Annotated in this window: 19 protein-coding genes; 8 read left to right on the plus strand and 11 right to left on the minus strand. The window is 36.5% G+C overall.

Features of this window, described 5'->3' with window-relative positions:
* Window positions 1-3: 3 nt before the first annotated feature.
* Both EGI26_RS18125 and EGI26_RS18130 read right to left on the minus strand, forming a co-directional pair.
* Complete coding sequence (locus EGI26_RS18125) at window positions 4-1,128, minus strand: Gfo/Idh/MocA family protein (protein WP_255080482.1); 1,125 nt, start codon at window positions 1,126-1,128, stop codon at window positions 4-6.
* Window positions 1,128-1,958: a sugar phosphate isomerase/epimerase gene (locus EGI26_RS18130; protein ID WP_255080483.1), complete on the minus strand. Its 831-nt coding sequence runs from the start codon at window positions 1,956-1,958 to the stop codon at window positions 1,128-1,130. The genes EGI26_RS18125 and EGI26_RS18130 overlap by 1 nt, the downstream gene beginning before the upstream one ends.
* Before the next feature lie 135 nt (window positions 1,959-2,093).
* On the opposite strand from EGI26_RS18130, the gene EGI26_RS18135 reads away from it, so the two are divergent.
* Entirely contained in the window at window positions 2,094-2,966 is an 873-nt protein-coding gene (locus tag EGI26_RS18135) for an AraC family transcriptional regulator (protein ID WP_255080484.1), read from the plus strand.
* On the opposite strand, the gene EGI26_RS18140 is transcribed toward EGI26_RS18135, so the two are convergent.
* From EGI26_RS18140 to EGI26_RS18150, 3 genes are read right to left on the minus strand one after another with little or no spacing between them, the layout of a single operon-like run.
* Window positions 2,956-3,171: a VF530 family DNA-binding protein gene (locus EGI26_RS18140; RefSeq protein WP_255080485.1), complete on the minus strand. Its 216-nt coding sequence runs from the start codon at window positions 3,169-3,171 to the stop codon at window positions 2,956-2,958. The two genes, EGI26_RS18135 and EGI26_RS18140, sit on opposite strands and share 11 nt — an antisense overlap.
* Window position 3,172: 1 nt before the next feature.
* Window positions 3,173-3,877, minus strand: coding sequence for a DUF3307 domain-containing protein (locus EGI26_RS18145; RefSeq protein WP_255080486.1), 705 nt, complete (start codon window positions 3,875-3,877; stop codon window positions 3,173-3,175).
* Entirely contained in the window at window positions 3,874-4,476 is a 603-nt protein-coding gene (locus EGI26_RS18150; RefSeq protein WP_255080487.1) for a SatD family protein, read from the minus strand. The genes EGI26_RS18145 and EGI26_RS18150 overlap by 4 nt, the downstream gene beginning before the upstream one ends.
* 267 nt (window positions 4,477-4,743) lie before the next feature.
* Between EGI26_RS18150 and EGI26_RS18155 the strand changes: the two genes are divergently transcribed.
* The 4 genes from EGI26_RS18155 to EGI26_RS18170 all read left to right on the plus strand — a co-directional run bounded on the left by EGI26_RS18155 (window position 4,744) and on the right by EGI26_RS18170 (window position 8,907).
* The gene (locus tag EGI26_RS18155) at window positions 4,744-6,621 is read left to right on the plus strand and encodes an AAA domain-containing protein (protein ID WP_255080488.1); all 1,878 of its coding nucleotides are present in this window, start codon (window positions 4,744-4,746) and stop codon (window positions 6,619-6,621) included.
* 122 nt (window positions 6,622-6,743) lie between these two features.
* Window positions 6,744-7,769, plus strand: coding sequence for a glycosyltransferase (locus EGI26_RS18160; protein WP_255080489.1), 1,026 nt, complete (start codon window positions 6,744-6,746; stop codon window positions 7,767-7,769).
* Window positions 7,770-7,877: 108 nt separating this feature from the next.
* Window positions 7,878-8,336, plus strand: coding sequence for a DinB family protein (locus tag EGI26_RS18165; protein ID WP_255080490.1), 459 nt, complete (start codon window positions 7,878-7,880; stop codon window positions 8,334-8,336).
* A gap of 13 nt (window positions 8,337-8,349) precedes the next feature.
* Window positions 8,350-8,907, plus strand: a complete 558-nt coding sequence (locus EGI26_RS18170; RefSeq protein ID WP_255080491.1) for a DinB family protein — start codon at window positions 8,350-8,352, stop codon at window positions 8,905-8,907.
* 79 nt (window positions 8,908-8,986) lie between these two features.
* On the opposite strand, the gene EGI26_RS18175 is transcribed toward EGI26_RS18170, so the two are convergent.
* The 3 genes from EGI26_RS18175 to trpS are packed head-to-tail and all read right to left on the minus strand — an operon-like array spanning window position 8,987 to window position 10,937.
* A complete protein-coding gene (locus tag EGI26_RS18175; RefSeq protein WP_255080492.1) occupies window positions 8,987-9,415 on the minus strand; it encodes a DUF2147 domain-containing protein in 429 nt (142 codons plus the stop codon).
* Window positions 9,412-9,960 (minus strand): phosphatase PAP2 family protein, encoded by a 549-nt coding sequence (locus EGI26_RS18180; RefSeq protein ID WP_255080493.1) that lies wholly within the window; start codon window positions 9,958-9,960, stop codon window positions 9,412-9,414. Before EGI26_RS18180 ends, EGI26_RS18175 begins: the two co-directional genes overlap by 4 nt.
* A 2-nt stretch (window positions 9,961-9,962) precedes the next feature.
* Window positions 9,963-10,937 carry a tryptophan--tRNA ligase gene (trpS, locus tag EGI26_RS18185; protein WP_255080494.1) on the minus strand — a complete coding sequence of 325 codons (975 nt, stop codon included), beginning with the start codon at window positions 10,935-10,937 and terminating at the stop codon, window positions 9,963-9,965.
* Window positions 10,938-10,992: 55 nt separating this feature from the next.
* On the opposite strand from trpS, the gene EGI26_RS18190 reads away from it, so the two are divergent.
* The 3 genes from EGI26_RS18190 (at window position 10,993) to EGI26_RS18200 (ending at window position 14,791) form a co-directional block, all read left to right on the plus strand.
* Complete coding sequence (locus tag EGI26_RS18190; protein ID WP_255080495.1) at window positions 10,993-11,661, plus strand: DUF2461 domain-containing protein; 669 nt, start codon at window positions 10,993-10,995, stop codon at window positions 11,659-11,661.
* Between the two features lie 291 nt (window positions 11,662-11,952).
* Window positions 11,953-12,243, plus strand: coding sequence for a hypothetical protein (locus EGI26_RS18195; protein ID WP_255080496.1), 291 nt, complete (start codon window positions 11,953-11,955; stop codon window positions 12,241-12,243).
* Window positions 12,244-12,358: 115 nt separating this feature from the next.
* Window positions 12,359-14,791, plus strand: coding sequence for a TonB-dependent receptor (locus tag EGI26_RS18200; RefSeq protein ID WP_255080497.1), 2,433 nt, complete (start codon window positions 12,359-12,361; stop codon window positions 14,789-14,791).
* An 81-nt stretch (window positions 14,792-14,872) separates the two neighbouring features.
* Here the strand turns inward: EGI26_RS18200 and EGI26_RS18205 are convergent, their stop codons facing one another.
* Genes EGI26_RS18205 through EGI26_RS18215 form a run of 3 tightly spaced genes read right to left on the minus strand, consistent with a single transcriptional unit; the run spans window position 14,873 to window position 17,738 of the window.
* Window positions 14,873-16,042 carry a PLP-dependent aspartate aminotransferase family protein gene (locus EGI26_RS18205; RefSeq protein ID WP_255080498.1) on the minus strand — a complete coding sequence of 390 codons (1,170 nt, stop codon included), beginning with the start codon at window positions 16,040-16,042 and terminating at the stop codon, window positions 14,873-14,875.
* Window positions 16,042-16,605: a 1-acyl-sn-glycerol-3-phosphate acyltransferase gene (locus EGI26_RS18210; RefSeq protein ID WP_255080499.1), complete on the minus strand. Its 564-nt coding sequence runs from the start codon at window positions 16,603-16,605 to the stop codon at window positions 16,042-16,044. Before EGI26_RS18210 ends, EGI26_RS18205 begins: the two co-directional genes overlap by 1 nt.
* 2 nt (window positions 16,606-16,607) lie before the next feature.
* On the minus strand, window positions 16,608-17,738 hold the full coding sequence (locus EGI26_RS18215; protein WP_255080500.1) for a site-2 protease family protein: 1,131 nt from the start codon (window positions 17,736-17,738) through the stop codon (window positions 16,608-16,610).
* Window position 17,739: the final 1 nt, after the last annotated feature.

The following is a 17,739-nucleotide window of genomic DNA, read 5'->3' on the forward strand; positions in this document are numbered from 1 at the left end:
TATTTATATGTTGAAAAAATCTGGTACTCTTATAATTTCTCCTCCTTGCATGGCTGATTCATGGGCCAATATACCCACGGAAGTCCAGTTGGCTGATTGAGCAGCATTCGGAAATGGATCTCGGTCTTCAACCAATGCGGTTAAAAACTCATGGGCTAAATGTGGATGTGAGCCACCATGACCGCCTCCCTGAGCAAAACTCAAATGGGTATTTTCATCAGAATCATAAACACCTTTTCCAGTAAACGATTGGATTTCTTTTGGCAAAAGATGTGCATAATCTGGCGTTTCTACTTTTTCAGGAATCTCTGGCTCTGGCTTTTTGGCCGTATGAATCACATTAGGTTCGCCTTCTATCAATGCCCATTCGAACGATTTTTTAGAACCATACACCTCAAAACTCTCGCGATATTGACGGGCCACATCAAACAGAGAACGATAAACATAAGCACTCAAGTCACTGTTTTTGAACTTAATATGAGCCGATTCCACAGCAAAAGGGGAGTTATGAATTTTTACCAAATCTTCAGAAATTGTGCCTGAGCCAAAACAGGAAACATATTCGGCTTCAAGTTTTAATAAACCCGCTACAGGCCCAACACAGTGCGTAGCATAATGCATAGGCGGCAATCCAGGCCAATAGTCAGGCCAACCTTCCATATCTTGTTGGTGCGAAGCCTTCAGGAATTGCACTTTGCCTAATTCTCCTTTTTCATACAATTCTTTGACAAATAAAAACTCACGTGCATACACGACAGTTTCCATCATCATATATTTTTTGCCTGTTTCTTGTGTGGCTTTTACTATTTTCATACAATCTTCCACGCTTGTAGCCATAGGCACGGTACATGCCACATGCTTGCCAGCGTAAAGAGCTTTCAATGATTGTTCGGCATGATTTGGAATTGGTGAATTGATATGAACTGCATCAATTTCAGGGTCTCTAAGTAGTTCATCGTAATCAGAATACCGTTTTTCGATACCGAAAGTATCTCCGATTTTATTCAGACTCTCTACGTTTCTCTGACAGATAGCATACATGTTAGCGTTTGGGTGACGCTGGTAAATGGGAATAAATTCTGCTCCAAATCCTAGGCCGACAATGGCGATGTTTATTTTTTTACTCATTATATTATTGTTTTTAGATATTCGTAACTGTCTTTCATTAGCTGCTCCTCACTTTCAAACATCTTCCTCCAAATGTTGGCAGCCGATAGTTTTTCACTGAAAGCTTCTATACTCAGCATACCTTCATAATTTATACCTTTTAGTGCTTCCAAAACTTCTGGAATCTCTACCCGCCCTTGGCCTAAAGTTCCTCTGTCATTTTCAGAAAGCTGTACATGAACCAACTTTTCTCCTATTTTTTTGATGGCTTCCGACATGCTTTTTTCTTCAATATTTGCATGAAAAGTATCAAACATGATTTTGCAAGCTGGGTGATTTACATAATTGACCAAATCCAAAAGCTCGTCAGAACAAGACACCAAATAACTTTCAAAGCGGTTTAAATATTCTAAACCTAAAGTGATACCCAAGCTATCAGCATATTCGGCCAAATCCCACAGTCCTTCTTTTGCCCAAAGCTTTTCTTGTGAGGTTGCTTTTGAACCCGTAAACACTCCTAAAGCTGAATGAAATGGACCCGTGAGTAGGTCTGAACCCAAAATCATGGCACAGTCTAATGCTAACTTATTTCTTTCCAAGGTACTTTTTCTTTCTGCAGGATCTGAACTGATGAAACTTTCACCCGGGCCATTGATAGTAACTGCTATTCTCGCCAATCCCAATTCATCCAATTTCTTTCTCCAAGTGTACCAATGCTCAGGATTTGTATTGAAAATGGGAATTTCCACTCCGTCGTATCCAATTTGCTTTATTTGCTCCAATACTGGGAACAAACGCTCATCTATTTCAGTACCCCAAAGGAGCAAATTCATTCCGATTTTGTTCTTCATAAGTGTATAGTATATTTAAGTACAATATTATAGAAGAAAATTGCAATTTTGTTGCTTGATATTTGCCAGAACTACCAGTATTTTGACTATTTTTGTTTTAATTATACTTTTACAGAACAAAAAACTGTATCTACCATGCCAGTTGTCCTAGAAAAAAATATTGGGAGTCAACAAGAATCGGTGACTATTTTAAATTTAAAAGAGAATTTCTTTGACCCAAATTGGCATTTTCACCCTCATTATCAACTGTTTACTGTTTTGGAAGGCACTGGAACTAGATTCATAGGCGATAGTATACAGTATTTTGAGCCAGGAGACACGGTTTTCTTAGGTCCAAACCTCCCCCATCTTTGGCGAAGTGATAAAATATATTTTGAAAATAATTCAGAATTGAAAACTCACGGAATTGTGCTTTATTTCACAGAAGACTTTTTGGGCAACACTTTTTTTGAAAAATCAGAAATGTCTGTTTTGAAATCATTTTTGGAAAAATCATGCCGTGGTTTGGCTTGGTCAGGAAAAACGCAACGACATATTGTTGAAAAGCTAATAGAACTGGCTAATATTAAAGGCTTTAAGCGTATTTTGACTTTACTCGAATTGTTACATCTACTCTCCCAATCAAAGGATTATCAGTTTATTACGAATGAAAGCTATACCAATCTTCATAAACTTTCAGAAACCGAACGTATGCAAAAAGTATACGAATATGTGAGTAAAAACTTTAAAGAAAGCATAAAATTGGGTGATATTGCCGAAGAAGTGAATATGAGCGAGGCTGCGTTTTGTAGATATTTTAAGAAACGAACCAATAGGTCATTTGTAGATTTTGTAAATGAAATCAGAATAGGAAATGCATGTAAATTACTAAGTCAAAATACCATGAATGTTTCTGAAATTTGTTTTGAAAGCGGATTTAATACCATTTCAAACTTCAATTTTCATTTTAAGAAAATTGCAGGAAAAACACCCACGCAATATGCTCGGGCATTAAAATTTAGCTTTTAGTCTCCTTTTTAATCTCTTTTATATACAGTTGCTCCACTTTTGTTCTGGCCCAAGGTGTTTTCCGGAGAAATGTCAGGCTTGATTTTATGCTTGCATCGAATTTGAAGCTATTTACTTTTACTTCGGTATACATGGCTTCCCAGCCTAGGTTTTCTACCAAATAAATCAATATTTTTTCGAGTGTGATACCGTGTAATGGATCCATTTTAAACAAATTTTAATAGTTTTTGATAGGCTAAAGCCACTCCTATAGCAATGCCGAAGCTCAACAAGGTGCCAATCAAAATATATTCCGTCAGTCTCACTTCATGACTTTTGGTGAGATCACCAATTCTAAAAACGGACTTAGCCGCCAATAAGAAACCCACTCCTTCCCAATGATTCAGAACTATAAATACAAAGATCAAAATCCGCTCCATCATTCCAATGTATTTCCCTGCTGTATTCGTAATTTCGTTCTCCTGTTTCCATTTCGAAATTAGTATTTTAATAACAACCGAAGCCACATAACTAATTGTTAAAAATGCAGTTAATAGTAAAATAATCTTTGCACTAAAAATCAATGAGAAGTCTACATGGACTTTAAAATAGATTTTTGCAACCAAAAAGATGATCAAAAAATGCAGCAGTTGATCCAATAAAAACAATCTCCTAGTTTCCATTTTGTTTTTCCATAAAAGCTTTCCTAAGTCAATCAAATAGTGAGATATCGGAATTAAAATTAAGGCTAGCCAATATTTAAAATCAAATTGTAAAACCACCAATAAAAGCAAAAAATGAATTCCAATGTGATAATACAGGTATTTAGATTTATATGTATTTTGACTTTTATCTTCAATCCATTTGTCGGGTTGAAGCATAAAATCTCCCAAAAGATGTGCGAGTGTTATTTTTAATACCCAAGCTATCATAATTCACTGATTTTGAGTTTATAATAATCCAAAAGTTTCTGAATTTCGTCGTAACCTCCCCTTTTTAATCCCTCACTTATGGTGCCTTGTGCGGTTTTATTGAGCAAATTAGCCAAGTCTTTTTGATTTACACTTGGATTTTCCATTTTTATTTTGATCAATTTTGCAGCGGTTTCTGTCCATCTGTCTATGGTTAGCGAAGCCAATTCTATCATCAAATTCAGCGTTATATTCAGGTCTTTGTCGGGGGTTTTGATGGCAAGTGTTTGCTTTTTCAATTCTTCGAAGCATTCGCCCGAGTTCAAAAATGCCGTTCCGTTTGATTCTGTAATTTTGGCGGCTTGATATGTGATTTCTCCCAGGCCAATTCCTATTCTTACATCGAGGTTTTTCCATTGTTTTATTTCTGCTTTAATCAGAAATGCAGCCATTAATGCGTCTTCAGGCTTGGTATTTAGCTGAAAACTATCACCTCTGAATATCTCCCAATTCTTTGGCTCCTTTCCGTACTTTTTGAGCACTTTTTTCAAGGCTGGCATCCATTCGCTGGGCTCTACCTGCCTTGAGTTTATCAAGTCTCCTGTTATTATTGCTTCCATTATATTTGAAAAACATTCAAATATAATACCAGAAAGCTTATTTTCAAAAAATATCGGCTAATTAGCAGATATTTTTAATTATCGGTCAATTCACCGATATTTTTGAATATCGGCTTTTAAGGCGATATTTATAATTATCGGCTATAGAGCCGATAATATTCAAAAACATAGAATTATTGACCGGTATGACATGTTTTTGTATCAAAAAAATCTTAAAATAGACATTCGCTATTCTTAATCTTATCTTTGTACCAAAAAACATCCTGAATGGATTATTTCAAAGATTTAGCGGATTTACTGAAAATAGAGAAACTTGAAGATCAAGCACAATACAAAAAACTCACAGAATCTGCATCTATAGGCGAAAGACGTTCCAACGGCCTCACATGGTATCCTGTGGCCATCAGAGGGCAGGAGCTGGGTCGTGGTGATTATCTGACAGTAGAATTTGAACGCACAACACACCAGGATTTGCCTCATCAGTTTAGATTCGGCATGCCCGCAGTTTTGTTTTCTAACCATGACGCAAAGACCGACAGACTCGAAGGAACTATTACTTATCAAGGCGGAAATAGGCTAAAATTAAATCTCAGGACTGATGAGCTACCAGACTGGAGCCGAGATGGCAAACTGGGCCTTGATGTACTTTTTGACAATAACAGTTACGAAGAAATGTTTTCTTCCTTAAAAAAAGCAGAAAGTGATGAATCCGAAATTTCAAAGGTTTTGACAGGAGAAAAAGCCCCAACTTTTCACCTTCAAGAAAATAAATATCAGAACACCCAACTGAATACTTTTCAGAACGAAGCCGTCAATAATGTACTCGATGCCAATCATTTGGCTATAATCCATGGCCCTCCAGGAACAGGTAAAACTACTACTATCGTACAAGCCATAAAGGCATTGGCAGAAAAGAAAAATGAGAAAATTCTGGTAGTTGCTCCCAGCAATACTGCAGTGGATTTATTGACCGAAAAATTAACGGCAGCAGGTTTAAATGTAATCCGCCTCGGAAATCCAGCGAGAGTTTCGGAAGAGCTTCAAGCACAGACTGTAGAAGGTAAAATAAAAAACCATCCCTCGTTTAAAGATATAAAGACTTGGAAAAAGCAAGCCAATGAGTACAAAAACATGGCCCATAAATACAAGCGAAATTTCGGAAAAGCAGAAAGAGACCAACGTAAAGCACTGTTTGATGAGGCACACAAGCTGATGAAAGAAGTGGAGAAAATAGAAGAGTATATAATTGAAGATTTGTCGAATAAGGCTCAGGTAGTTACGGCTACGCTGGTGGGCTCCAATCATTATTCTATGAAAAACATCAACTACGACACCGTAGTGATAGATGAAGCTGGCCAAGGAATAGAACCCGCCTGCTGGATTCCTGTTTTAAAGGGCAAGAAATTGATTCTGGCTGGTGACCACTGTCAGCTTCCTCCTACCATTAAGTCGCATGAAGCATCAGCGAAGGGGCTTTCTAATACACTCCTTGAAAAATTAACTGTAAAATTTCCTGAAGCAGTGACACTTCTGCAAACACAATATCGTATGAATGAACAAATAATGGCTCATTCATCAAAAACATTCTATGGCAATCTCTTAAAAGCACACGAAAGTGTTGCCAATCATCAATTGAGTGCAGCACATCCGCCAGTTCAGTTTATAGACACTGCAGGCTGTGGCTTTGAAGAAAAGTTAGAAGGCACAAGTTCCACCAATCCAGAAGAAGCCGCTTTTCTTGTCAAAAGACTAGAAGAACTTGTGAATGATTTCTCCGAAAAGTCGATGCCGAGCATAGCCGTTATCAGTCCATACAAACAACAGATTCAATTATTGAAAGAATTTATCACAGCATCCAGTATCCTCCAGCCATGGCTTAGCTACATAACCGTGAACACCATCGACAGCTTCCAAGGCCAAGAACGAGATGCCGTGTTTATATCCATGACAAGGTCAAACTCACACGGAGAAATAGGCTTTGTAGCCGATACACGGCGTATGAATGTAGCCATGACCCGTGCCAGAAAATTGCTCGTGGTGGTTGGAGACAGTGCCACTATAGGAAACTTCCCCTATTATTCCGACTTCATAGCTTATACCGAAAAAATAGAAGCCTATAAAAGTGCTTGGGAATTTATCAATTAAGTAGGTATCGCTCAATAAAATTAATGCTAAAAAATTGGTATAATTATTGAATCTATCATAAAAATTGTAATTATTGCATTTTAAATATAATTTAAACGCTCAAACCATCTTAAGTAAATTAAATGTCGACAACAACTCCTATACCTGTAAGTATTTTGATTCCTGCCAGAAATGAAGCAAAAGGCATTCACCGAATGCTCAATTCCTTAGATACGTTGGATTATCCGAGAGAATATTTACAGATACTATTAGCAAACGACAATTCGACTGATGAAACACTTAAAATAATGTATGATTTTGCTGCTGGAAAAAATTGGATAACAGTAGTAGATATCCCAGAACGAAAACCAGAAGAAGAGCTAAAAGGCAAAACGAGAGTGTTGGCAATGCTGGCTCATGAAACTACGGGTAAATATTTGTTTTTCACAGATGCTGATGTTGCCTTGCCAAGTCAATGGATAAAAGGGATGCTTTCAGAACTTCAAAATAACCTCCCCAACAGAGCCGAGAACATGAAAGGGATTGGGGTAATGGTGGGCGTTACTGGCATGAAAAAAGACTCTTTTGCATCTATCATGCAAGCTTTGGAGTGGTTTTGTGTGGTTACTGTCAATAAATTATTTTCCGACCGAAATACTCCTACCACTGGCATGGGCAACAACATGGCTGTACTAAAGGAAGCCTACTTTGCGGCTGGGGGGTACGAAAAAATCGGATTTAGTATAGTAGAGGATTATACTTTGTACAAAAAAATAATCGCCGAAGGTTACGATTTCAGGCAGGTCTTTATCCCTGAAGTTGTGGCCTACACAGTACCTCCTGAGGATTATTTTGAGCAGCGAGACCGATGGATTCAGGGTGCGATAGAATCTAATTCTGGGCCACTGTATTTGGGTATTATGCAGGCGATTTCACTTCCTTTATATGCCATAATAGCTTTTTTTTCGTGGAAGGTGTCACTCGCAGTATTTCTAATTACTTTTTGTTTTTACAGTTTTTTGGTACTGCGGTTTGAGTCAAAACTCAAGTTATCAGGTTATACAAAATATTTACCGCTTTTTGCCTTGTATTTGCCCACATCATGGCTGTTGCAATTTTTACACTACCTGTTTGCAAAAAAAATAGTTTGGAAAGGCAGAGATTATTGAAAAATCAAATCTGAAATTATATTTGATGTAAATATTTTCTGTTTTTTTACCTCAAAAAACGAATTCTAATCAGATTTTTATCATTTTTGCAAATATTTCTAAAAACGAATGAGGGTATTAGAATCAATCATCGACAATCTTGACACTGTATTCCGCGGCGACGCATGGCATGGCCCTTCTGTCATGGAGATTATAAATAGCCTTCCGCTCGAAAAGGTTTCAGAAGTACATAATTTTTCAAGCCAGACCATCGCCCAACACATTTATCATTTGGCTGCTTGGAGGAAATTCACAATCGAAAAACTCAATGATAACATCCACTACAGCCTAGAAACTGAAGAGGACAATTGGGGAACAGTCGAAATGACCAAACCCGACAACTTCAATGAATTGATAGAGTATTTAAAAAAACAGCATTTTGCTCTAATTAATGAGTTGGAGAAATATGACGATGATATTTTAGAAAAAAACGTACCCGGAGAATACTATAATTTTTATAAATTACTAAATGGATTAATTCAGCACGACACCTATCATTTGGGTATGATATGGGTGTTGTGGCAGTGAAAACCTTGTTGATATGGCGAATAACACAAACATTAACATCGAAAACTTAAAAAATCTTTTTAATACCGCATTTCATGGTGGAGCATGGCATGGCCCATCGGTTTTGGAGCTCGCCAAAGGCCTTACGGTAAAAGAAGCCTCATTTTCAGCGGGGAATGTACACAACATAGCCGAGCTATTGTATCATATTACCAGTTGGAGGCTGTTTGCTGTAAAAAAAATGCAAGGAGACGAAAATTATAATATTTCTGACGAAAAGGCAAACTGGGGAAATATCGGCAAAATTGATCAGTTTGAGTTAGAGACACTCATGATGGAATTGACATTAAGCCATGATGAACTAATAAAAGAACTAGAAACCAAAGAAGATTCTTTTTTACAAGAAATTGTTCCTGGGGCTGAATATAACTTTAATACGCTTCTTAACGGAATTATTCACCACGATTTGTACCATTCTGGGCAAATTGCCATTATTAAGAAATTGGCCAGCAAAGGAGGAAAAGCAGTTGACGACGATTATACTGAAAGTAGCAGATATTTTGAGGACGATTTAGAGGACGATTTCATATAAAGAAAAGAATAACTCATAAAAAAGCCTTCTAAAGTTTCTACACTTTGGAAGGCTTTTTAATTTCTACAAATATCAATAATCAATCAGCCCTAGTAAACTTGGACGTTTTACCAATTAAGGATATTCCAATATATCCTCTTACATCCAGTTGAGTTGGGCTTACCAACTTCATATTACTCGAATACGTTTTTCCACTTTTGGGGTCGTAAATCGTCCCATCTTTCCATGCTTTTTCACCATCTTTTTCAAAATTCTTTAAAAATACCAAACCCAATAAGGGAATACTCTTTAGTTTGTCATTTGGGTTAAATTCGTCCGTGCGGGGTTTTCCGTTTTTATTAGGGTCTTTTAACCAGATAATTTTCCCGAATAACTTACCATTGGTTTCATAAAACTGAAGCTTCGCACTTTTTTCTTCATTATACCAGGTGCCTTTGGTGATGTCTTGTGCTGACAATTTTAAAGCGAGTGCTAAAACGAGAACGAACACTGAAAATACTTTTTTCATTTGGTTATTGATTTGTTTAGTTCAAAAATAAAGGTTGATATTAAAATTCCTATTGTGCTACCCAAAAAAACATCCATCGGAAAGTGAACTCCGAGATATATACGACTGTAACTAACGATTATTGCCCAGCCCAAAATGAAATATGTCCCGAAATGCTTCTTCCCAAATATTTTAAAAATGCTATAAAACAATGCAAAACTATTGGCTGCATGAGAGCTAACAAATCCATATTTTCCGCCGCAATTCCCAACCAGTGTCATTTCGTTTGAGAAATCATGACATGGCCTGAGTCTTTGAAAATAGGGCTTCATGACTCCTGAAGTAACAAAATCGCTCAAGCTGACAGACAGCACTATTAACGCAATAAACCTGATTCCACCTTTTAGCCCGAAGTTTCTGAACAAATAAAAAACTATAACTGCATATAAAGGTATCCAGACTTTTGATTTTGAAAAAAACAACATCGCTGCATCCAACCAAGGGGTGTGGAAGCCATTGAGGAACAAGAATAACTGTTTGTCAAAATCTAAAATGGTCTCAATCAATTTTACGCAAATTTTAGGAGTTTCCTAACTTCATTCATGGTGTTGGAAGCCACTTCTTTGGCTTTTTCTTCACCATTCTTGAGTTTCATTTCCAATTCTTTAGGATTTTCCATGTAAAAATCAAAAATCTCTCTTTGGGTTTTATATTTACTCAGAATCAATTCCAAGAACTCCTTCTTTGCATGTCCATAACCATAGCCACCAGCCAAATATTTTTCTCTCATAGACGCTATCTGAGTTTCGTCTGCCAGAAGAGCGTATAGTTTAAAAATTAGACAAGTATCAGGATTTTTCGGTTCTTCCAAAGGAGTTGCGTCTGTTACTATTCTTTTTATTTGCTTGTCCAGTTCTTTTTCAGGCAAAAATATATCAATGTAGTTATTATAAGATTTACTCATTTTTTGGCCATCGACACCAGGTATTGTCATAACCGATTCATTAATCAATGGCTCAGGCAAGACAAAAGCCTCTCCAAATACTCTATTGAACGTAGCCGCTATATCTTTAGACATTTCCAAATGTTGCTTTTGGTCTTTACCTACCGGCACAAAATTGGCTTGATAAAGCACAATATCAGCTGCTTGAAGCACAGGATAAGTAAAAAGGCCTGCATTGACATCAGAAAGTTTATCAGACTTTTCTTTAAACGAATGTGCATTAGCGAGCATGGGATATGGCGTAAGACAGCTCAGATACCACAAAAGCTCGGTATGAAACCCAGCTAGACGAGATTGTCTGTAAAAAAAGTTTTTTTCAGCGTCAAAACCACAAGCCAGCCAAGCTGAAGCCACCGCAGCTGTGTTGGACTGCAACAAAGCCGTGTCTTTTACGGTTGTTAAAGAGTGCAGGTCGGCTATGAATAGGAAAGATTCGTTTTCGGGCTTTTGCGACAAGGCTACTGCTGGCTCTATGGCTCCCAAAATATTGCCCAAATGTGGTCTTCCGCTTGCTTGTATTCCAGTTAAAATTCTAGACATTTTTTATTTTTCGCTTTTTTAATCTTACTTTTTCACAAAATTAGACATTTATTATATGATAAGAGAAGCTACTTTTGAATTTTTGAGAAATTTAGAAGAAAACAACAACCGCGAGTGGTTCAATGAAAATCGGGCTTTTTACGAGCAAGCCAAAACCAATTTTATCGACTTTAGTGATACAATTCTCACAAAGCTCAAGGAGATTGAGCCAGATTTTGCCCAAACTCAAGTCAAAGACTGTATTTTCAGAATAAACAGGGACATCAGATTCTCTAAAAACAAGGCTCCTTATAAAAACAATTTGTCGGCGGGATTTGGCGTGGGTGGCCGAAACTCCGGCAAAATCGACTACTACTTCCAGTTGCAAGACAACGAAACCATATTGGGTGCAGGTATGTGGCAGCCCTCTCCTGCTAATCTCGCCAAGTTTCGTCAGGAGTTGGACTATAATCCAGAACTACTTAAAGGTATTATCGAAACCCCTAAGTTTAAAAGTACGTTTCCAATTGTACACGGTGAAAAACTTAAAAGACCGCCCAAAAATTATTCTGAAGACCATCCAGAAATAGAATTGCTAAAATGCAAAGAATTGTTTTTTCTAAGAAAATACACTAATACCGAAATACTTAAAGCGGACTTTGCAGATGCACTGTTTGAACACATGAAAATTATCAGGCCTTATATTCAATACTTAAATGATTTGTTTTACTTAGAAAATAACTGATTCAAAATTAAATATGGTTATTCAGCATAATTGCCAAATAAACTGTAAAAATGTCTTATTTTAATTTAAGCAAGCCAGTGCATTTGATTTTCACGCAAAAATCGCCAAAAAACAAATTTATTCACTCAAATGATCGATTTTTAATTGCACTATTTTAATTTTTTTATATATTTTTCAAATTATACTCGTTTTTTTAACCTGTTTTTTCATTTTTCGCCAAAATTATATTTCGATATATTTGGAAATAGCCAAATCAATCGTTTAAATTTGTATCAACAAAACGACATAATTATGAGAAATTCTATTGAGAAAGAAGGTTACAATTTTTTGTTTGGCATTTTAATATTCTTTGGGGTAGTACTTGCCGTTGTTTCTATTTTGTTGTTCATTGATTTGAAGGGCTTCGCCCCAAAAACTTTGAGTGTTTCATCATCACTTTTATTTTTGCTAACAGGTGTCTCGTTATGGCTTCGTACGGAATATTTGAAACTTTATAATGTTAACCAGTATCAGACCAGAAGATTCCCAATGTGGTTTTCGGCAGGTGCGTTTATTTTGGTGGGCATATTTATTTTAGTATAACCTATTTTTACCTACATATTGGACTTCAAAGAGGCTTTGGCCTCTTTTTTTGTTTTAAATCAAAACCTCTTACCAGCTATTTAGGTTATAATAGTAAAATCATTATACATCTAAAATGAAACATTTTCTTACAATTCTACTTTTGTTTACAACTCTTACCATGTTTGCTCAAAAAAATGGTAGTGTAACAGGTAAGGTAGTAGATAAAAACACACAAGAAATACTTCCGTTTGTGAGTTTGCAAATAGTTGGAACTCAAAAAGGTGGCACTACAGACGAGAATGGAAGTTTTCGTATAAGCGACATACCTGTAGGTACTTACAATATTTTGTTTAGCTATGTTGGGTATCAAAATTTTACACTTTATAATGTTGTAATCAATACCGGAAACGAAAGTACTTTCCAAGTAGAATTAGAAGCCCAAAAGAACGATCTGAAAGCCTTGGAAGTAACCGCAAAAAAAGAAACCGCATTTACAGGGACATTAGAATCTCCGCTTAGTATTCAAAAACTCACTACAGAAGAGATAAGGGCCAATCCAGGCGGGAACTTCGACATCAGCAAGGTTATTCAGATTCTTCCAGGCGTTGGTGGTGGAGTTGGTGGTGGTTCATTCAGAAATGACATCATTATTCGTGGTGGTGGCTCAAACGAGAATGTTTTCTATCTCGATGGTATTGAAGTGCCAGTAATCAATCATTTTCAGACACAAGGAAGTAGCGGTGGGCCTCAGGGAATGCTAAACGTGAGTTTTATTGAAGACGTAAAACTGAGTTCATCGGCATTTGATGCTAGATATGATAATGCACTAAGTTCTGTTTTTCAGTTTAAACAAAAAAATGGCAATCCTAACGAGGTACAGGGAAATATAAGACTTAGTGCTACCGAATTGGCTACTACTTTTGAAGGTCCATTATCGAAAAATACTACTTTTCTAGCTTCTGCCCGTAGGTCTTATCTTCAGTTGCTTTTCAAAGCTATAGATTTGCCCATAAGACCTAATTATTGGGATTTTCAGACGAAAATCAGCCACCAAATTAATAAAAAGACTTCCTTGACTTTTGTCGGTTTAGGTGCAATAGATGAGTTCAGCTTTGCTATTTCTGATGAATATTCGGCAGAGAAAGCTCAAACAATCAATTCTGCACCCAACATAAATCAATGGAACTACACTGTAGGGGCCTCACTTAAGAGACTGATAAATAATGGTTATTGGAATTTGGCCCTAAGTAGAAATATGTTCAATAATGATATTGTAAAATTTGAGGATAATGAGAATCCAGAAACTTCTCCGAAAACTTTGGATTTGAATTCTAGAGAAGCGGAAAACAAATTGCGTTTTGATGTGAATCAAACTTTAAATGGCTGGAAATTAGCCTATGGTCTTTCAACTCAGCTCGTAAAATACAGCAATCAAACCTTTAATGTTATCAGAAAGCAAATCTTGGATGCAGATGGAAAAGTTGTCCAACCTGAGCTAAGCATCAATTTTGAAAGTCCGATAGATCCATTTATGAAATACGGGGCGTTTGTACAGGTTGGTAAAAGATTTGAAAAATTGGGCGTTAGCGGCGGAATTAGAACAGATGGAAACAGTTTCACCGACAATGGAATGAATTTTTTAAAAACCCTATCACCAAGAATTTCTTTGAGCTATTTTCTGAATTCCCAATGGTCAATCAATGCTTCGGCGGGAAGATATTTCAAGCTACCACCATATACTATCTTGGGTTTTGCAAATACTTCGGGTACTTTATTAAATCAAGATGCTGATTATCAAATCAGTAACCATTTGGTTTCTGGAGTAGAATTTATTCCAAATGAAAGTTTGAGATTTACATTGGAAGGTTTCTATAAATTTTACCAAAACATGCCTGTTTCTAAAAATTCAGGTATTTCTTTAGCCAATTTGGGTGCCGATTTTAATGTTCTAGGCAATGAGGAAGTCCTTTTTAGTGGAGAAGGTAAAACTTATGGAATTGAGTTTTTCGCCCAAAAGAAACTCACAAAAAGGTTTTTCGGGGTTTATTCTTACACATTTTATAGAAGTCTCTTCAGTGGTTTGGATGGTAAATTGATATCAAGTTCTTGGGACAATAGACATCTGATGAGTTTTGCGGTTGGTTATAAATTTCGAGGAAACTGGGAAGCGGGCTTAAAGTTTCGTTTACAAGGTGGAGCTCCTTACTCACCTATTAATGAAAATGCTTCGAGACTTAATTATATCACACAAGGGGTAACCGTTTATGATTACTCAAGACTGAATACACTTAGATTGGGTTCGTTTAATAGCAGCGACATTAGAATTGATAAGAAAATTAACTTCAAAAAAACAGCTTTAGACTTGTACGTAGATGTAACTAACTGGTATTTAGCCAAATCACCAACTGTTCCTGAATTTACGCTAAAAAGAAACGAGACCAATACAGGTTTTGCTACAACCGATGGTGGTCAAATCAAACAAGATGCTTCGAATGGCATTCCAGTGATTTTAAACGAGCCATCGGCTTTGATAACACCTACGATAGGATTTATTTGGGAGTTTTAATAAAGAACTTGGCTTGAAATGAAAAAGCACTTGGAGGCATTCTTCAAGTGCTTTTTTAGTAAAAAAATATGACTGAAACTCTTAATTCGAGCCTTCAATGGCTTGAGTAAAATCTTCAATTAAATCTTCGATATCTTCCAGACCAACAGAAACTCTCATGCTTCCTTCAAATATACCCAATTTGGCTTTATCCTGCTTCGATACTTTGGCGTGAGTCGTAGTGTCCGGGTTTGTGATGGTTGTCCTGCTATCACCAAGATTAGAAGTTAGCGAAACAATTTTTAGTAATTTTGTAAATTTAACTACACGTTCAAATCCTCCTTCAAGTTCAAAAGTTACTAATGCACCTCCAGCAGTCATTTGTTTTTTGGCCAACTCATATTGTGGATGTGAAGGCAAAAATGGATAATTGACTTTTTTAACACCTTTTACTCCCTCCAAAGCCTTGGCCAATTTCAGTGCGTTTTCGCAATGTCTGTCCAATCTTAAACCTAAGGTTTCTAAACCCTTAGTGAGCACCCAAGCGTTAAATGGTGCCAAAGATGGGCCTGTTTGTCGGCAGAAAAATCTTACTTTCTCTATCAATGCCTTTGTGCCAACTATAATGCCGCCCAAAACTCTTCCTTGTCCATCAAAAAACTTGGTGGCAGAATGTACTATAAGGTTCGCACCATAATCTGAAGGTGTCTGGAGCATAGGAGTAGCAAAACAATTATCTACAAAATATATCAAATTATGCTTTTTTACCAATTCCCCTATCATTTCCATATCTACCAATTCCAAACCTGGATTAGATGGTGTTTCCAAATAAATCATTTTTGTATTGGGCTGAATGGCATTTTCCCAATCCTCTTTCGGTGCAGAGGCATCAATGTAGGTATGGGTTATTCCCCAATTTGGCAATATTTGCGTAATAATCTGATGTGCAGATCCAAACAATGCTTTTGAAGATACAATATGATCTCCTGACACCAAAGTAGCTGCAAATCCCGCAAAAACAGCGGCCATACCTGTAGCAGTGGCGATTCCCTCATCTGCATCTTCCAACATACACACCTTATCCACAAATTCTTGAACAGTAGGATTAGAAAAACGCGAATAAATATTACCCTCAAGTGTATTGTCAAACAAATCTTTGCCCATTTGTGCATCTTCAAAACAAAAGCTACTAGTCAAGTATAGAGGTGTTGAGTGCTCTCTAAACTGTGTTTTTTCTGTTTGAATACGAATCAATTTGGTCTGCTTTTTCATTAAAAATTATCGTTTTTATAATTATTTATCCAGTTTTTCTGAAATCCTCCCATCTTCTCGAAGAAAGGAATAAAGTATTTTTTCATATCAGCTGCAAAATCACCACTCGGATAAAATGGCTCTCCAATTATCACCTCTTTTTTTTCTAAATCAAAACCCACTCTGATTATAGGAATTTTAGCTCCGAAAGCAATATAATAAAAGCCTGTTTTGATTTTATCTACGTTTTTTCGCGTTCCCTCGGGTGCAATTCCTATCAATATTTTATCAAATGAATTAATAACTGCCACTTGACTATCTACCATATTCATTTTTTCAGACCTAAAAACCGGAGTTCCTCCTAAAGCTTTAAAAATAAACCCAAAAGGAGGCTTAAAAAGTTCTGCTTTGCCAAGGTATTTAATATCTAATCGCATTTCTGCCCTTGAGCTAATACCAATTAAAAAATCCTTCCAACTGTTATGTGGAGCCACAGCAAGTATTGCTTTTTTGATTTGAGTGTCAACTTTCCCAATCACTTTCCAACCCAAAAGCCTAAAAAATGTTCGAAGTAATAAGTTCATTTTCAGTTAATTGGATTAGGTGAAAAACAAATAATGAAAATTAGTATGGCCAACCAACCCAGAATCTTCCGAGTAATCCCAAGAGGCTTGTTATCAACAGTTTCGGGATGATATACCCCTAAAACACGACCTATTAGAAAACCAAATGCCAAGAATCCTGAATAACCAGAGATTTGAGGTGCATATTTTGAGAACGCCAATTGAATAAAAATGACTGCAAGTGCGAGTATCAGACCATTCAATTTTTTATCAAATATCCTCGAAAAGCACAGATAATTAAAATACACAAAAAATAAGAATTGCAATAGAATGGTTCCTTGCTCTTCGGAGTAGGCCATCGTAAAATCTGTCAGTTTAAACATTCCAAGGCCTGAATAGGAAACCAATAACACCAAAAAAATAGGTGAAATAATGTCAAAGGCTTTTTTACCAATAAGTGCAAAAAGAATATGTCCGCCGTCTAATTGCCCTATTGGTAGCAGATTAAGTGCGGTAAATAGTAGTCCTAAAAAACCAGCTAAAATCAGCGGATAATGGGTAAGTTCAAATTTGTGTGGTAGCAAAGATGGGTTTGCCAGATTACTTTCTAAAAAATTATATATCAGACTTTTGCCTAAAGTTATTATCTCTCCATTGGTCTGATAAGTATCCAAGAATGCTCTATAATTACCTTGAAAGTTTTTGTATTCAGGATGAATCGTATAAATGTATTCGTCGGCTGGTAAATAGTAAAATCCACAAGCTAGAACAACTACGGCTACTACGAAACCAGCTAAAGGACCAGCTATTCCAATATCGAAATAATCGTTCCTTGAGTTTATTTTTTCTTTGATTTTTATGAACGCTCCAAATGTTCCGATAGAGGTTAAAACCACGAACCAACCTGGAATATAGTAGGGTAAAGTAACGTCAATTTTACGAATTTTGGCCATGAAATAATGTCCGAACTCATGGGTAGTAAGAAAACCTAAAAACGGAATAGAAAACCAAAGCCCTTGTTTAAATTCCGCCCAACCCATTATTTCGCTTTGAAAAAAGAAGGATCTACCATAAATCCACTCGGCCCCAGCGAGTGTGGTGGTAATGAGTGTAACCACAAAAAGAATGATATTGATATAAGGGCTTTTTAGCATT

This window comes from Lacihabitans sp. CCS-44 (genome assembly GCF_024343735.1).
Classification (GTDB): domain Bacteria; phylum Bacteroidota; class Bacteroidia; order Cytophagales; family Spirosomataceae; genus Leadbetterella.

What these genes read in the sequence shown, in the direction of transcription:
- EGI26_RS18125 (WP_255080482.1), bottom strand. Translation starts at nt 1,128, where the DNA reads ATGAGTAAAAAAATAAACATCGCCATTGTCGGCCTAGGATTTGGAGCA.
- EGI26_RS18130 (WP_255080483.1), bottom strand. Translation starts at nt 1,958, where the DNA reads ATGAAGAACAAAATCGGAATGAATTTGCTCCTTTGGGGTACTGAAATA.
- EGI26_RS18135 (WP_255080484.1), top strand. Translation starts at nt 2,094, where the DNA reads ATGCCAGTTGTCCTAGAAAAAAATATTGGGAGTCAACAAGAATCGGTG.
- EGI26_RS18140 (WP_255080485.1), bottom strand. Translation starts at nt 3,171, where the DNA reads ATGGATCCATTACACGGTATCACACTCGAAAAAATATTGATTTATTTG.
- EGI26_RS18145 (WP_255080486.1), bottom strand. Translation starts at nt 3,877, where the DNA reads ATGATAGCTTGGGTATTAAAAATAACACTCGCACATCTTTTGGGAGAT.
- EGI26_RS18150 (WP_255080487.1), bottom strand. Translation starts at nt 4,476, where the DNA reads ATGGAAGCAATAATAACAGGAGACTTGATAAACTCAAGGCAGGTAGAG.
- EGI26_RS18155 (WP_255080488.1), top strand. Translation starts at nt 4,744, where the DNA reads ATGGATTATTTCAAAGATTTAGCGGATTTACTGAAAATAGAGAAACTT.
- EGI26_RS18160 (WP_255080489.1), top strand. Translation starts at nt 6,744, where the DNA reads ATGTCGACAACAACTCCTATACCTGTAAGTATTTTGATTCCTGCCAGA.
- EGI26_RS18165 (WP_255080490.1), top strand. Translation starts at nt 7,878, where the DNA reads ATGAGGGTATTAGAATCAATCATCGACAATCTTGACACTGTATTCCGC.
- EGI26_RS18170 (WP_255080491.1), top strand. Translation starts at nt 8,350, where the DNA reads ATGGCGAATAACACAAACATTAACATCGAAAACTTAAAAAATCTTTTT.
- EGI26_RS18175 (WP_255080492.1), bottom strand. Translation starts at nt 9,415, where the DNA reads ATGAAAAAAGTATTTTCAGTGTTCGTTCTCGTTTTAGCACTCGCTTTA.
- trpS (WP_255080494.1), bottom strand. Translation starts at nt 10,937, where the DNA reads ATGTCTAGAATTTTAACTGGAATACAAGCAAGCGGAAGACCACATTTG.
- EGI26_RS18190 (WP_255080495.1), top strand. Translation starts at nt 10,993, where the DNA reads ATGATAAGAGAAGCTACTTTTGAATTTTTGAGAAATTTAGAAGAAAAC.
- EGI26_RS18195 (WP_255080496.1), top strand. Translation starts at nt 11,953, where the DNA reads ATGAGAAATTCTATTGAGAAAGAAGGTTACAATTTTTTGTTTGGCATT.
- EGI26_RS18200 (WP_255080497.1), top strand. Translation starts at nt 12,359, where the DNA reads ATGAAACATTTTCTTACAATTCTACTTTTGTTTACAACTCTTACCATG.
- EGI26_RS18205 (WP_255080498.1), bottom strand. Translation starts at nt 16,042, where the DNA reads ATGAAAAAGCAGACCAAATTGATTCGTATTCAAACAGAAAAAACACAG.
- EGI26_RS18210 (WP_255080499.1), bottom strand. Translation starts at nt 16,605, where the DNA reads ATGAACTTATTACTTCGAACATTTTTTAGGCTTTTGGGTTGGAAAGTG.
- EGI26_RS18215 (WP_255080500.1), bottom strand. Translation starts at nt 17,738, where the DNA reads ATGCTAAAAAGCCCTTATATCAATATCATTCTTTTTGTGGTTACACTC.